We start from the raw sequence: 13,317 nt of genomic DNA on the forward strand, positions 1-13,317 counted from the left end.
CGACACACGGGGTTTGCCGTTAGCCAAGACGGTTGTTTGATCGGTGTCATTGTCCTGCGGGAGTTGCATGACGCCCTGCGGATCGGGTATTGGCAGGGCGAGCCTTTTTGGGGCAGGGGTTTCAAGAGCGAGGCGTTGGGGGCAACGCTTTGCTGGTTATTTGAGGTCACGGACGTTTCGAGTGTGCGGGCAGAGGTCCTTCAGGGCCGTCCAGCCTTGCCAAGTTGGCGACGAAACTCGGGTTTTCCGTGGTTGGAGAAGGCGCTTCCATGAGCTTGGCGCGCGGCGAAGCCGCAGCCGACTGGCATCTGGAGCGACCAGACAGGAATTCGCGGCCGCGCGCTCAGCGTGATGGCCACGACGAATAAAAGAAAGACCTAGAGCAATGAAGTTCCTCGATCAGGCAAAAGTCTACGTGCGTTCCGGCAATGGCGGGGCGGGCTGCGTGTCTTTCCGTCGCGAGAAATACATAGAATACGGCGGTCCGGACGGCGGTGATGGCGGGCGCGGCGGTGATGTGATCATCGAATGCGTCGATGGCCTCAACACGCTGATCGACTACCGCTATCAGCAGCACTTCAAAGCCGGAACAGGCGTTCACGGGATGGGCAAGAACCGCACCGGTGCAGCTGGCGAGGATGTAACCTTGCGTGTGCCCGTTGGCACCCAGGTTCTTGAAGAAGACAACGAGACGGTCATCGCCGATCTGACCACCATCGGCCAGCGGGTGCATCTGCTCAAGGGCGGCAACGGCGGCTTTGGCAATGCGCACTTCAAGTCTTCGGTCAATCAGGCGCCGCGCCATGCCAACCCGGGTCTTGAAGCCCAGGAAAAATGGCTCTGGCTGCGTCTCAAGCTGATTGCGGATTCCGGTCTTGTGGGTTTGCCGAATGCCGGTAAATCGACTTTCCTGGCGACCGTATCTGCGGCCAAACCGAAGATTGCCGATTACCCTTTCACCACGCTGCATCCGAACCTCGGCATCGTCCAGATCGACAGCAACTCCTTTGTCATGGCCGATATTCCCGGGCTGATCGAAGGCGCGCATGAAGGCACCGGCCTTGGTGACCGATTCCTGGGTCACGTTGAGCGCACCCGTGTGCTGCTGCATCTGGTTGACGGCTCGGGCCAGGAAGATCCGGGCGAGGCCTACAAGGTCGTTCGTGGCGAGCTCGAAGCTTATGGCGGCGGCCTGATCGACAAGCCGGAAATCGTGGCTCTGTCCAAGTCCGACGCCTTGACCGACGACCTGATTGCCGAGCGGAGCGCATCGCTGGAAGCGGCCTGCGGCCAGAAGCCATTGATCTTGTCTTCTGCCAGTGGCCTCAATGTCGAGCGGGCTCTGCGCATGATCATGCGCGCAATCGACAAGGATAAACAGGATGCTGCCAATGCGGTGCCATCCAAGCCGGAGGAGGGTTGGCGCCCTTGATGTCCGATACATATCGCCTGGGTGATTTTCACCGCATCGTCGTCAAGATCGGCTCTGCCCTGCTCGTTGACGAGCAGGGTCTGAAGACGGCCTGGCTGGAAGCCCTGATCGCTGATCTGGTCGCGCTTGCAGACAATGGCGCCGAAATCATGCTTGTTTCGTCGGGCTCCGTTGCCCTGGGGCGGAACATTCTCGGCCTGCCAAAAGGTCCGCTGAAGCTTGAGGAAAGTCAGGCGGCAGCTTCCGCCGGGCAGATCGAGCTGGCCAAGACCTATGCGGCTGTGCTCGGTCGGCACAACCGCAAGGCAGGGCAGATCCTGCTGACCCTCGGCGACACGGAAGAGCGGCGGCGTTATCTCAATGCGCGTGCGACCGTGTCGACACTGTTGAAGCTTGGCGCAGTGCCGATCATCAACGAAAACGACTCTGTCGCTACATCCGTTATCCGCTATGGCGACAACGACCGCCTTGCGGCTCGCGTGGCCACCATGGTGAGCGCTGATTGCCTGGTGCTGCTGTCCGACATCGACGGGCTGTACACGGCTCCGCCGCATCTCGATCCGAATGCTGTCTTCCTGCCGTTGGTCCCCAGCATCACGCCGGAGATTGAGGCGATGGCCGGCAGTGCGGCCTCGGAGCTGTCACGTGGGGGCATGAAGACCAAGATCGACGCCGGAAAGATCGCCACGGCGGCCGGCACGACGATGGTCATTGCCTCGGGCAAGACGCTCAATCCGCTGAAGGCTCTGGTCGAAGGCGCAAGGTGTACCTGGTTTCCGGCGCAAGCCTCGGCCGCCAGCGCCCGCAAGGCCTGGATCGGCGGCCATCTGGAACCAAAAGGCGAATTGCTGCTGGACGATGGAGCGCTTCATGCGCTGCGCTCCGGCAAGAGCTTGCTGCCAGCCGGCGTCGTCCGGGTCAATGGCGAGTTCTATCGCGGCGATGCCGTGATTATTCTGGGCGGCGATGGACGGATTGTCGGTCGCGGTATCGTGGCTTACGACCACGACGATGCGCAGATGATTGCCGGACGCAACAGCCGCGAGATCGAGGCGATTGTCGGTTATCCGGGACGGGCGGAAATGGTCCATCGCGACGACATGGCGCTGGATGATGCGTTTTTGGCGGAAACCCGATAAGACGGCACACATAGGGCCCTGTGATCAGGGCCACTGGACATAAGAGAGACACGGCATGCTGGACAAGGTTGAAACTGAAGACCTGAAGGATCTGATGGCGGATATGGGCAGACGTGCCCGCGCTGCAGGCCAGGTGCTCGGCCTTGCGCCAACGGAGCAGAAGAACGCTGCGCTGCGTGAGATGGCCAAGGCCGTGCGCGCATCAGCGACCGACATTCTGACCGGCAACGCCCGTGACATCGAGGCGATGAAGGCCAATGGCCAGACGGCGGCCTTTCTTGACCGCGGGACACTGGATATCAGCCGGATCGAGGCGATTGCCCAGGCTTTGGAAGCCATCGTCGAGCTGCCGGATCCGGTGGGCGGCGTCCTGGCTGCCTGGGATCGGCCCAATGGCCTGAAGATCGAGCGTGTCCGCACACCGTTGGGTATCATCGGTGTGATCTATGAAAGCCGCCCGAATGTCACCGCCGATGCAGGGGCTCTGTGCCTGAAGGCTGGCAACGCAGTCATTCTGCGAGGCGGCTCCGACACGATCAACTCGAACCGCGCGCTGCATGCAGCGCTGCGTCAGGGGCTCAAGGCTGCCGGTCTGCCGGAAGATGCCATTCAGGTGGTGCCGGTGACGGACCGTGCCGCCGTTGGCGAAATGCTGCAGGGGCTGAACGGCAATCTCGACGTGATCGTCCCGCGCGGTGGCAAGAGCCTGGTCGCACGCGTTCAGGCTGATGCGCGTGTTCCGGTCTTTGCCCATCTCGAAGGTCTGGTGCATATCTATGTCGACAAGGCCGCCGACGTGGAAAAAGCCGCTGCGATTGTCGTCAATTCCAAGCTGCGCCGAACCGGTATTTGCGGCGCGCTGGAAACGCTGCTGGTGAACCGTGAGGTCGCCCAGAGCCATCTGCCGGCGATCCTCAAGGCACTTCAGGACGCGGGCTGCGAGGTTCGGGGCGATGCAACGGTGCAGGCGATCGGCGAGGGCATTGTGGCTGCGACGGAAGAAGACTGGCGCACCGAGTACCTCGACAAGATTCTGGCTGTGAAGGTGGTGGCCGACCAGGCCGAAGCCATGGCGCATATTGCGGAATATGGCTCCGGTCACACCGACTGTATCCTCACCGAGGACGCCAAGGCAGCGGCGCTGTTCCTGGCAACCGTGGACTCAGCCATTGTCCTGCACAATGCCTCGACCCAATTCGCCGATGGCGGCGAGTTTGGAATGGGTGCTGAAATCGGCATCGCCACCGGGCGAATGCATGCCCGTGGTCCGGTTGGCGTTGAACAATTGACCAGCTTCAAGTATCAGGTGCGCGGCGAGGGACAGACCCGTTCATGAGTAGTCCTGCGGCGACGCGGACAAGCCATCCGGATTGGGTCAAACTGCCCCATGCCGAGGCTGGCAATCGCATCGGCATTTTTGGCGGGTCTTTCAATCCGCCGCATTCCGGTCATCGCGCTGTTGCGATGACGGCGATGAAGCGTCTGAAACTCGATCAGGTGTGGTGGTTGGTCACACCGGGAAACCCGCTGAAAGACGCAGCGGATCTTGCGCCCCTCGACAAGCGCATCCATATGACCAGTGCCTTGGCGGACCACCCGAGGATGCGCGTTACAGCGCATGAGGTGGTGCTGGGCACTCCTTACACGGCCGAGACGCTGAAACGCCTTTGCCGAAAGCGCCCGGATCTAAACTTTGTTTGGATCATGGGCGCAGATAATCTCGCCAGCTTTCATCGCTGGCAGGACTGGCGCACCATCATGGACAGCGTGCCGGTTGCGGTTGTCGACCGCCCGCACGCGTCCTTGTCGGTGCTCTTTGCCCCCATGGCACAAACTTATGGCTACGCCCGGATTGACGAAGGTGACGCCGTGATTTTGCCCCATCTGGCGGCACCCGCCTGGACGTTTTTACACGCGCCGCTGGACGGAAATTCGTCCACGGAGCTGAGAAAGCGCCAGACAACGTAACGGAAAGTGAGCGCCCTGCGCTGTACGGTGTCTTGAAAACGCCAAACAGGCAGGGGTATCCTTGAACCTGGTCGTCCGAGTTGGCGGCCGGGGTAAGGGTCAATCCGCCGGACCGAGTAGGACAACCGGCGGGCATTTTTAGGCGAAAGGCACAACACCTGACCATGACCTTTGAAGGCGAGCAGACCCCAGCGTCTGCTTCAATCCAGTCTCCCGCCGGCGCAGCGCTGCCGGGTGAACTCATCGACACAGTTCTCGCAAGCCTTGACGATAGCAAGGCTGAGGACGTCGTGTCCCTCGACATCGGTGGCAAAAGCGCCCTGGCGGACAACATGGTGATCGTTTCCGGACGGTCTCATCGTCACGTCGGAGCGATTGCCGACCATCTTCTGCGCGACATCAAGGCTTCTGGCGGTGGCAATGCCAACGTTGAAGGTCAGACCACCTGTGATTGGGTGTTGATCGACGCTGGAGACGTGGTGGTCCATATCTTCCGCCCGGAAGTTCGCGGTTTCTACAATCTGGAAAAGATGTGGGCCCCGGAAGATGACACAGCTCCGCAACTGGTGATCTAAAACCGGTTCGGAATGTTATGCGGCCCTGGTCGCAGCTGGGCAGATGAGAAAATGCCGGTCGCGTACCGGCCAGGGACACCATGCGCATAACAATAGCCTGCGTCGGACGGATGAAGTCCGGCGCCGAGAGAGACTTGTTCGACCGTTACCTGGATCGGGCGCAGAAGATCGGTCGCCCCCTGGGCGTGACTTCCGTGTCGATCAAGGAGTTGGCGGAGAGCCCGGCCCGCAAGGCTTCCGACCGCAAGGCCGATGAGGCCAAGGCGCTTCTCGCGCTTTTGCCTCCGGGCGCAAGACTTGTCGTTCTCGACGAGCACGGCAAGACCATGACCAGCCCGCAGTTTTCCAGCCGCATCGACGACTGGAAAATGGAAGGCGTGCCGGATGTCGTCTTTGCCATTGGCGGTGCCGACGGGCACGGGGCGGATCTGTTGAGCCGTGCGGATCAGAAATTGGCCTTCGGGGCCATGACCTGGCCGCATCAGATCGCCCGCATTCTGCTGGTGGAGCAGGTCTACCGGGCCCTGACCATCCAGTCCGGCCATCCCTATCATCGCGAGTAAAAAGCGGATCCGTTCAGAACGGTCCCCGCATCAGCGCGCAGCCTGCCTCGCAGCTGGTCTGTAACAGGGTAGGGCTTATTGTATCTCGTCTGTGGGGTCTGTGAGTATCGGGCAAAACTGCCGAGAGGACATGCCTGTTTGTCGCCGCAATCTGCTCGTAGTTTGATTTCCAGCCTATCGACCCGAACATCTTTGTTTTGGTGAACCGTTCCTTAACGGTGGGCTGGGTATCGAAAGAGCATGATGGTTCGAACGGCGGGCAAGGGCCTGGCTGTCCCGGTTGCCGAAACAGCGGTGGGACATGGCCGGCGCAGAAATGGGGGCAGTGGGTCCTGGCGTAAAAGCGCCTCAGCCTCTTTGTGCGCCTGCCTGCCCGTCATCACCGCACTGACCGTCGTGTCCTTTGGTATTCTGTCGATGGCGCCCGTGCCACCGGCTGGGGCTACGGAAACACTGGAAGAGCAGCAGGCGTCGGAAAGCCCGGAAGTCTCTGCGTCCGATGTCTCTCCAATGGAACAGGCGCTGCTACAGAAAAAACAGCGTGAAGATGAATTACGGGCTCTCAGCAACAATATCTCGCTCTCAAATGAAAAGCAGGGTGAGATTGAGCAGGAGATCGCCCTGATCGACCGGGATCGGGAAAGCCTGAACCGGAAGATCCTTGTGACTGCCGACCGGATCAAGGAACTCGACACCGCCCTGACCGACACCGAGCGTCGGTTGTTGCGTCTGGAAGAGAACGAACGGGCTGTCCAGGCATCGCTTCGAAACCGCCGGGGCGTCCTGTCGGATGTTCTGGCTGGGTTGCAGCGTATCGGCCGGCGGCCGCCTCCGGCTCTGGTGGTGCGCCCCAGCGACGCCTTGTCGGCTGTACGCAGTGCGATCCTCCTGAATGCGGTCATGCCGGAATTGCGGGTGGAAACCGAGGCTCTCGCCGCCGACCTGAGCGCGCTGTCGAATCTGAAGTCCGAAATTGCCGGGGAAAAGACCCGTCTGACGGGCGACGCCACAAGCCTGGCGGAAGAAAAATCCCGGCTGGAACTGCTGCTCAGCGCCAAGCGTCAGCAACGCAGCAAGACGGCTGAGGTGCTGAACGAGGAAAAGCAGAGGTCCGAACAACTGGCCAATGAAGCCAAGTCGCTTCAGGGACTGATCGCCTCTCTGGAAAGTGAAATTGAAAGCGCCCGCACGGCTGCGGAAGAATCGCGCAAGGCGGCCCTCGTGGCCAAGAGTGAGCGCCACCGGTTCTCCGATCCCTTTGCCGATCCGGGGCGTCTTGCTCCGGCTGCAGCCTTCAGCGACACCCGTGGCCGCCTGCCGCTGCCTGTTTCAGGCGCGATGGTCCGGGATTTCGCCCAGGCGGACGACTTTGGAAGTTTGAGTGAAGGGCAATCCCTCGCCGTGCGCGCGGGCTCGCCTGTCACCAGTCCGACAGACGGATGGGTGGTCTATGCAGGCCCCTTCCGCTCCTTCGGACAGCTCTTGATCCTGAACGCTGGCGGGGGCTACCATGTTCTCCTTGCTGGGATGGATCGAATCGACGCTGAACTGGGGCAGTTTGTCCTCGCCGGCGAGCCGGTAGGCGTCATGGGCACGACCAAGTGGGCCAGTGCCTCCACAATCGGTTTTGGCTCTTCGCAGCCGATTCTATATGTTGAATTTCGAAAAGATGGACGTGCGATAGACCCCACACCCTGGTGGGCGCGCACAGAAGAGGAAAAGGCTCGCGGATGATACGGAAAGCTTCTCTGCTGCTCGTTGGTGCCTTGATGGGGGCGACTGCGGTAACAACCCTGTCGCAACTGCCTATTCGCATGAGCGATTCGGCGAACGCGGCAGCCTCGGACACCTATCGCCAGCTGAACCTGTTCGGAGACATCTTCGAACGCGTCCGCTCCGATTATGTCGAAGTGCCCGATGATGCCCAGCTCATCGAGAATGCCGTCAACGGCATGTTGACGTCTCTCGATCCGCACTCCAGCTACTTGTCGCCGAAGAACTTCCGCGACATGCAGGTGCAGACACGCGGTGAATTTGGCGGTCTCGGCATCGAGGTTACTATGGAAGACGGCCTGGTCAAGGTTGTCTCGCCCATTGATGACACACCGGCGTTCCATGCTGGCGTTCTGGCTGGCGACATGATCACCCATATCGATGGGGAGCAGGTCCAGGGCCTGACGCTGAAGGATGCCGTTGAAAAGATGCGCGGGCCTGTCGGTACCGACATCAAGGTCGGCATCATTCGCGAAGGCATGGACAAGCCACTCGACGTGACGATCACTCGCGATATCATTCGCATCAAGTCCGTGCGTTGGCGTGAAGAGGACGATGTCGGATACATCCGCATCAGCCAGTTCAACGAACAGACGATGGATGGTCTGAACAAGGCAATCGAAGAGCTCTCAACGCAGATCGATGCGGGCAAGCTCAAGGGCTATGTTCTTGATCTGCGCAACAACCCGGGCGGTCTTCTGGATCAGGCGATTGCCGTTTCCGATGCCTTCCTGGAACGGGGTGAAGTTCTCTCCACCCGTGGCCGCAACGCTGAAGAAACCCAGCGCTACAACGCACGTGCCGGTGATCTGAGCAACGGCAAGCCGGTGATTGTTCTGGTCAACGGTGGTTCTGCCTCGGCGTCTGAAATTGTGGCCGGTGCGCTGCAGGATCATCGTCGGGCGACCATTCTCGGCACACGGTCCTTCGGCAAGGGCTCGGTGCAGACCATCATTCCGCTGGGCGCCAATGGTGCCATCCGCCTGACCACGGCGCGCTACTACACCCCGTCGGGCGTGTCGATCCAGGCCAAGGGCATTCAGCCGGACATCGAAGCTCTGCAGGAGCTGCCGGACGAGCTGAAGGATCGGACCACGGAGACCAAGGGTGAAGCCGGTCTGCGCGGTCACCTGGAAGCCGAAGGTGAAGGCGACGAGGGGTCCGGCAGCCAGGCCTACGTGCCAGCCGATCCGAAGGACGACACCCAGCTCAACCTGGCTCTGGATCTGCTGCGCGGCGTGAAGGTCGACAGCTCGTTCCCGCCGATGGGTGACAAGGCGTCTAACAGCGCCGAGTGATTGAGATCGACCCCGGGCAGCGGTTTTGACAGGATCAAAGCGGCTGCCCGGGGTCTTGTTCGACCGGATACAGGAGGCTCCACCGGGAAACGATGGCAAGCGAAGACCTCACAGCGCCCTTAGGCTTGGGAAAACGACGCTTTGTGCGTCTTCCCTTCGGATTGATCGGGACAGGTCTTCTCAGCGTTGTCGTGACAACGGGCATCGTCTGGATGATGGTGGTCGACGATCCGCTCGGCGGTGAGCCGATCGCGGTTGTGCCGCTTGAGAACTCCATTGAGGGTCTGAGTCAGCGCGACATCGAGGTGGTCGAAATTCGCCCGTCCCTTGATGGCGAGGAGCTGGGCCCGAACCTTCGACCCGACGAAGCGTCCAACCGCCTTGGTCCGCGTTACGAGCTGCAAAAGCCCGCCGGCCAGAGCGAGATCACCCGTGTCGATCTGGTCAACCCGGACCCACGCGTCATTGAGCGTTCGGGCCAGGGCTATCTCCCGACCGTCAGCAACGAAGGCCTGCGCCCGCTTGATGTCTATGCCCGGCCGGTCGCTACCGAATTCCACTCCATCCCGAAGATTGCGATTATCGTTGGCGGTATGGGCCTCAGCCAGACCGGCACGGAGAATGCGCTTGCCAGCCTGCCAAGCGACGTGACCCTTGCCTTGGCGCCCTATGGCGCCAACCTCGATCGCTGGATGCAGCAGGCGCGTGAAAAGGGCCATGAGCTGCTCTTGCAGATGCCGATGGAGCCGTTCGATTTTCCTGACAATGATCCCGGCCCGCATACGCTGTTGATCAGCCTGCAAGAGCGCGAGATGGTGGACCGCTTCCAGTGGCTTTTGACCCGCGTCACCAATTACGTCGGCATCATCAATCAGATGGGGGCCCGCTTCATGTCGACGCGCCCTTCCATGCAATTTCTTTTCGAAAAGCTGACCAACCGCGGACTGATGTTCGTCGATGACGGAACGTCGTCGCGCAGTGTTGCCGGTGAAGTCGCCGCCGAAACCAAGACGCCTTTCTCCGGCGTTGATGTGGTGCTCGACGGTGTGCCGCGTGAAGACGAGATCAACGCCAAGCTGCTGCAACTGGAAGGGGTCGCCCGCGCCCGAGGCGTCGCTGTTGCATCGTCCTCGGCCTTGCCTGTCACCATTCGTCAGTTGGAGATCTGGAGCCGTGATCTGGAAGAGCGCGGCCTTCAGCTTGTCCCCGTGAGCGCAACCATCGACCGTTAAGAGAGCCGCCCGTGAGCGAAACAGATGTGATCCCTGGTTTTCCGGCTGGAAAGGCAGGGCGGCCTTACCGTCCGTGCGTCGGCATTATGCTGATCAATCAGGACGGGTTGGTGTGGACCGGCAAGCGGGACGACGGCAAGGGCCAATCGACCTATGACTTCGCCTGGCAGATGCCTCAGGGCGGGATTGACCCTTCAGAAGACCCGCGCAAGGCGGCCTTGCGCGAGCTTTACGAGGAAACCTCTGTGCGGTCCGTCAGCTATCTGGGCGAGACAGAGAACTGGCTGACCTACGACTATCCGACGGAGATCCTGGCCGACACCCGCAAAGGAAAGTTCTGCGGCCAGGCGCAAAAGTGGTATGCCTTTCGTTTCGAAGGTCCCGATAGCGAAATCAACGTGTTGCAACCGCCTGAAGGTCATTCTGCCGAATTCGGCGAATGGCGCTGGGAGCGAGCGGCAAATCTGGTGAATCTGATCGTGCCGTTCAAGCGTGACGTCTATGCGCAAGTGGTCGCAATCTTCGCGCCTTTGACAGCATAAAGCGCCCCCGCTGGCCGGGTGAGGGGTAGAAAATCTGACCCGGAGGAACAAAGCCCGATATGAACCTGACCCAGGATCTCAACGGAAAGCGTGTGCTCATCACCGGAGCCTCCAGTGGCCTGGGCGAGCATTTCGCCCGTCTGTGTGCCAAAAGCGGCGCCTATGTCGGCATCGCTGCCCGGCGAACGGATCGCCTGGACGAGCTCGAGCAGGAGCTTGTGGGTCTGGGAGCCAGCGGAGCGCGTGCGATCGAGCTGGACGTCAGCGACGGGGCTTCGATCCACGCCTGCCGTGCGAAGGCGGTTGAGGCCTTTGGCGGGTTGGATCTTTTGGTCAACAACGCTGGCATCATTCGTGAAGGTCGGGCCCTCGACAAGACAGCAGAGGATTTCGACGCCGTCATGGATGTGAACCTGCGCGGTGTTTGGCTGATGGCGATCTCCTGTGGCCGTCATTGGCGTGACAGCGAGGAACCCGGCAACATCATCAACATCGCCTCGACTGCCGGGATCCGCGTGCGGGCGGAACTCGCGTCCTACTCCGTGTCGAAGGCAGGTGTCATTCAGATGACCAAGGCCATGGCGCTCGAATTCGCGCGCCACAATGTCCGTGTCAACGCACTGGCGCCGGGCTATTTCGAGACAGGGTTGAACGAGGGTTTCTTCCAGACGGACAAGGGAGAGCGGCTTCTCAAGCAGATCCCGATGCGGCGCAAGGGGGAGATGCAGGACCTCGATGGTCCGTTTCTGCTGCTTGCCTCCGATGCTTCATCCTATATGACCGGTGCGGTTATTCCTATCGACGGCGGATTGTTGGTTGCTTCGTAAGGCGAGCAGTTAGCGCCATTCCCGGCGCACGTCGTCATCGCTTTCTGACTTCAGCCGTGCTTGTTTCTCAGCCGCATAGTCGGACGGCGCGGCCAGTTGCTTCAACGCCCAGACGGCGCTGCCGCGCACCAGGGGATGGGCGTCGTCCAGCAAGGGGCGCACTCTTGCAAGCAGTTCCGGTTGGTGCGAGTTGCCAGCTGCCACCAGCACATTGCGCAAGAACCTGTTGCGGCCGATGCGCTTGATCGGCGAGCCGGAGAAGAGCTTGCGGAACGACGGATCGTCCAGCCCGAGAAAATCTTCAAGCAACGGGGCTTTCAGGTCGTCGCGCGCCTGCAACTTGGCCTCGCGCGCCGACACGGCGAACTTGTTCCAGGGGCAGGCGGCCAGACAGTCGTCGCAGCCGTAGATGCGGTTGCCCATCGGCTTGCGGAATTCTTCGGGAATAGGCCCGCCATGCTCAATCGTCAGATACGAGATGCAGCGTCGGGCATCAAGTTGATAGGGCGCAGGGAAGGCGCTGGTCGGACAGCTGTCGAGACAGGCTCGGCACGAGCCGCAGTGGTCTTTTTCGGCGCCGTCTTCCGGTAGATCCAGGGTGGTAAAGATTGACCCGAGGAAGAACCAGGAGCCGATCTTGCGTGACACCAGATTGGTGTGCTTGCCCTGCCAGCCGAGGCCGGCTGCTGCCGCCAGAGGCTTTTCCATTACTGGTGCCGTGTCGACGAAGACTTTCACATCCCCGCCACCACGCGACACCAGATGGCTGGCGATTTCCTTCAATCGCCCCTTGATGACGTCGTGATAGTCGCGGTTTCGCGCATAAACGGAGATACCGGCAGTATCCGGAGATTGCAGATGGGCCAGCGGATCGTCTTCGGGGCCATAGTTCATCGCCAGCATCAACACGGAACGGGCTTCGGGCCACAGCGATGTCGGCGCGGCGCGGCGCTCCAGCGTTTCCGCCATCCAGCCCATATCGCCATGATAGCCGTTGTCGACGAAGCTTTGCAGGCGTTCCCTGACATGCGGCAGCGTGTCGGCCCGGACAATCTTCACGTCTTCAAAGCCGAGCGCAAAAGCCTTTTCGCGCAAGCCTCTCAGCAAGCGCTCGGTCTGCCGTGTGGTGGGCATCTGGTCCGTCAGAAATCAAGATCCGCATAGGTGGAACTGGCCGGCATGCCGAGCACTTTTTCCAGGAGCAGCGGGCGCATGCAAGGCCGGGATTTGACCCGAGCATACCAGTTTTTGACGTTTTCTTCTGCCGCCCAGGGCACTTCGCCCAGATAATCGACCGAGGAGATTTCCGCCGCCAGGGCGAAATCGGCGAAGCTCAGACGTTCGCCGGCAATCCAGCGGCGTGAAGCGGCCAGGTAGCCGAAATATTTCATGTGATGGTGGATGTTGGCCCGCGCCACGCGCAGCGCGGCCGAATCGGGCTCGCCGCCGCCTGCCGACTTTGGCATCGTCTGCTTGTAGATCCGCTCGCGCACCAGATGGCCGACAACTTCATTGTCGAATTTGGTCAGGGCCCAGTCGACAATACGTCGGCATTCGGCCCGCGCCTCCGGGTGATCCGGCATGAGGCGGCGGTCACCGACCGCATAGCCGCGCGTTTCGTCCAGATATTCCATGATCGGCAAGGGACCACAGATCGGCGGCCCCTCGTTTTCCACAAGCACGGGAACGGTCCCTGCCGGATTGAGCAGCAACAATTCTTGCGGGCGCTCCCAGGGGTTCATGGGCTTTTCCTCGAACTCTGCGCCATATTCCCGAAGGATAAGCCGGATGAAGCGAGAGGAGGGAGAGAACGGGTGATGATAGAGCGTGTACATGAACGCCTGAACGCGACTGGGGGTGGATGGCTGGGATCATGGCGGGAAGACCCTGACCCCGGCGCTATCTGACAATTGTGTCTTAAGCTTGGTTATCAAGCCTTTGACAAACCGACAAAGGCAGGGAATTAAC

The 13,317-nt window shown here is 60.8% G+C and carries 13 protein-coding genes and 1 pseudogene; 12 read left to right on the plus strand and 2 right to left on the minus strand.

Annotated features, from left to right (window positions below; translation table 11 throughout):
* Positions 1-12: 12 nt before the first annotated feature.
* The 12 genes and pseudogenes from J0X15_RS20430 to J0X15_RS10070 all read left to right on the plus strand — a co-directional run.
* Positions 13-273: pseudogene (locus J0X15_RS20430) on the plus strand (GNAT family N-acetyltransferase); the annotation flags it as partial.
* Positions 274-385: 112 nt separating this feature from the next.
* Positions 386-1,432: a GTPase ObgE gene (gene obgE / locus J0X15_RS10020; protein ID WP_206940303.1), complete on the plus strand. Its 1,047-nt coding sequence runs from the start codon at positions 386-388 to the stop codon at positions 1,430-1,432.
* Positions 1,432-2,571, plus strand: a complete 1,140-nt coding sequence (proB, locus tag J0X15_RS10025; RefSeq protein WP_206940306.1) for a glutamate 5-kinase — start codon at positions 1,432-1,434, stop codon at positions 2,569-2,571. The genes obgE and proB overlap by 1 nt, the downstream gene beginning before the upstream one ends.
* Positions 2,572-2,626: 55 nt before the next feature.
* A complete protein-coding gene (locus J0X15_RS10030) occupies positions 2,627-3,907 on the plus strand; it encodes a glutamate-5-semialdehyde dehydrogenase (RefSeq protein ID WP_206940308.1) in 1,281 nt (426 codons plus the stop codon).
* On the plus strand, positions 3,904-4,539 hold the full coding sequence (locus J0X15_RS10035) for a nicotinate-nucleotide adenylyltransferase (protein ID WP_206940310.1): 636 nt from the start codon (positions 3,904-3,906) through the stop codon (positions 4,537-4,539). The genes J0X15_RS10030 and J0X15_RS10035 overlap by 4 nt, the downstream gene beginning before the upstream one ends.
* Positions 4,540-4,703: 164 nt before the next feature.
* Positions 4,704-5,114, plus strand: coding sequence for a ribosome silencing factor (gene rsfS / locus J0X15_RS10040; RefSeq protein ID WP_206940320.1), 411 nt, complete (start codon positions 4,704-4,706; stop codon positions 5,112-5,114).
* 80 nt (positions 5,115-5,194) lie between these two features.
* Positions 5,195-5,677, plus strand: a complete 483-nt coding sequence (gene rlmH, locus J0X15_RS10045) for a 23S rRNA (pseudouridine(1915)-N(3))-methyltransferase RlmH (protein WP_206940322.1) — start codon at positions 5,195-5,197, stop codon at positions 5,675-5,677.
* 240 nt (positions 5,678-5,917) lie between these two features.
* Complete coding sequence (locus J0X15_RS10050) at positions 5,918-7,411, plus strand: murein hydrolase activator EnvC family protein (RefSeq protein ID WP_209015242.1); 1,494 nt, start codon at positions 5,918-5,920, stop codon at positions 7,409-7,411.
* Positions 7,408-8,748 carry a S41 family peptidase gene (locus J0X15_RS10055; RefSeq protein ID WP_206940324.1) on the plus strand — a complete coding sequence of 447 codons (1,341 nt, stop codon included), beginning with the start codon at positions 7,408-7,410 and terminating at the stop codon, positions 8,746-8,748. Before J0X15_RS10050 ends, J0X15_RS10055 begins: the two co-directional genes overlap by 4 nt.
* Before the next feature lie 92 nt (positions 8,749-8,840).
* Complete coding sequence (locus tag J0X15_RS10060) at positions 8,841-9,980, plus strand: divergent polysaccharide deacetylase family protein (RefSeq protein WP_209015243.1); 1,140 nt, start codon at positions 8,841-8,843, stop codon at positions 9,978-9,980.
* Positions 9,981-9,991: 11 nt separating this feature from the next.
* Positions 9,992-10,522 carry an RNA pyrophosphohydrolase gene (locus J0X15_RS10065; protein ID WP_206940326.1) on the plus strand — a complete coding sequence of 177 codons (531 nt, stop codon included), beginning with the start codon at positions 9,992-9,994 and terminating at the stop codon, positions 10,520-10,522.
* Between the two features lie 59 nt (positions 10,523-10,581).
* Positions 10,582-11,349 carry an SDR family NAD(P)-dependent oxidoreductase gene (locus J0X15_RS10070; RefSeq protein WP_206940328.1) on the plus strand — a complete coding sequence of 256 codons (768 nt, stop codon included), beginning with the start codon at positions 10,582-10,584 and terminating at the stop codon, positions 11,347-11,349.
* Between the two features lie 9 nt (positions 11,350-11,358).
* On the opposite strand, the gene queG is transcribed toward J0X15_RS10070, so the two are convergent.
* Both queG and J0X15_RS10080 read right to left on the minus strand, forming a co-directional pair.
* Complete coding sequence (gene queG, locus J0X15_RS10075; protein WP_206940330.1) at positions 11,359-12,483, minus strand: tRNA epoxyqueuosine(34) reductase QueG; 1,125 nt, start codon at positions 12,481-12,483, stop codon at positions 11,359-11,361.
* 8 nt (positions 12,484-12,491) lie between these two features.
* Entirely contained in the window at positions 12,492-13,184 is a 693-nt protein-coding gene (locus J0X15_RS10080) for a glutathione S-transferase family protein (RefSeq protein WP_206940331.1), read from the minus strand.
* Positions 13,185-13,317: the final 133 nt, after the last annotated feature.

The sequence above is a fragment of the Roseibium limicola genome, from assembly GCF_017313085.1.
In the GTDB taxonomy this organism is placed as follows: Bacteria; Pseudomonadota; Alphaproteobacteria; order Rhizobiales; family Stappiaceae; genus Roseibium; species Roseibium limicola.

Excerpts from the sequence above, each read along its gene's own strand:
- obgE (WP_206940303.1), top strand. The coding sequence starts at position 386 with ATGAAGTTCCTCGATCAGGCAAAAGTCTACGTGCGTTCCGGCAATGGC.
- proB (WP_206940306.1), top strand. The coding sequence starts at position 1,432 with ATGTCCGATACATATCGCCTGGGTGATTTTCACCGCATCGTCGTCAAG.
- J0X15_RS10030 (WP_206940308.1), top strand. The coding sequence starts at position 2,627 with ATGCTGGACAAGGTTGAAACTGAAGACCTGAAGGATCTGATGGCGGAT.
- J0X15_RS10035 (WP_206940310.1), top strand. The coding sequence starts at position 3,904 with ATGAGTAGTCCTGCGGCGACGCGGACAAGCCATCCGGATTGGGTCAAA.
- rsfS (WP_206940320.1), top strand. The coding sequence starts at position 4,704 with ATGACCTTTGAAGGCGAGCAGACCCCAGCGTCTGCTTCAATCCAGTCT.
- rlmH (WP_206940322.1), top strand. The coding sequence starts at position 5,195 with ATGCGCATAACAATAGCCTGCGTCGGACGGATGAAGTCCGGCGCCGAG.
- J0X15_RS10050 (WP_209015242.1), top strand. The coding sequence starts at position 5,918 with ATGATGGTTCGAACGGCGGGCAAGGGCCTGGCTGTCCCGGTTGCCGAA.
- J0X15_RS10055 (WP_206940324.1), top strand. The coding sequence starts at position 7,408 with ATGATACGGAAAGCTTCTCTGCTGCTCGTTGGTGCCTTGATGGGGGCG.
- J0X15_RS10060 (WP_209015243.1), top strand. The coding sequence starts at position 8,841 with ATGGCAAGCGAAGACCTCACAGCGCCCTTAGGCTTGGGAAAACGACGC.
- J0X15_RS10070 (WP_206940328.1), top strand. The coding sequence starts at position 10,582 with ATGAACCTGACCCAGGATCTCAACGGAAAGCGTGTGCTCATCACCGGA.
- queG (WP_206940330.1), bottom strand. The coding sequence starts at position 12,483 with ATGCCCACCACACGGCAGACCGAGCGCTTGCTGAGAGGCTTGCGCGAA.
- J0X15_RS10080 (WP_206940331.1), bottom strand. The coding sequence starts at position 13,184 with ATGTACACGCTCTATCATCACCCGTTCTCTCCCTCCTCTCGCTTCATC.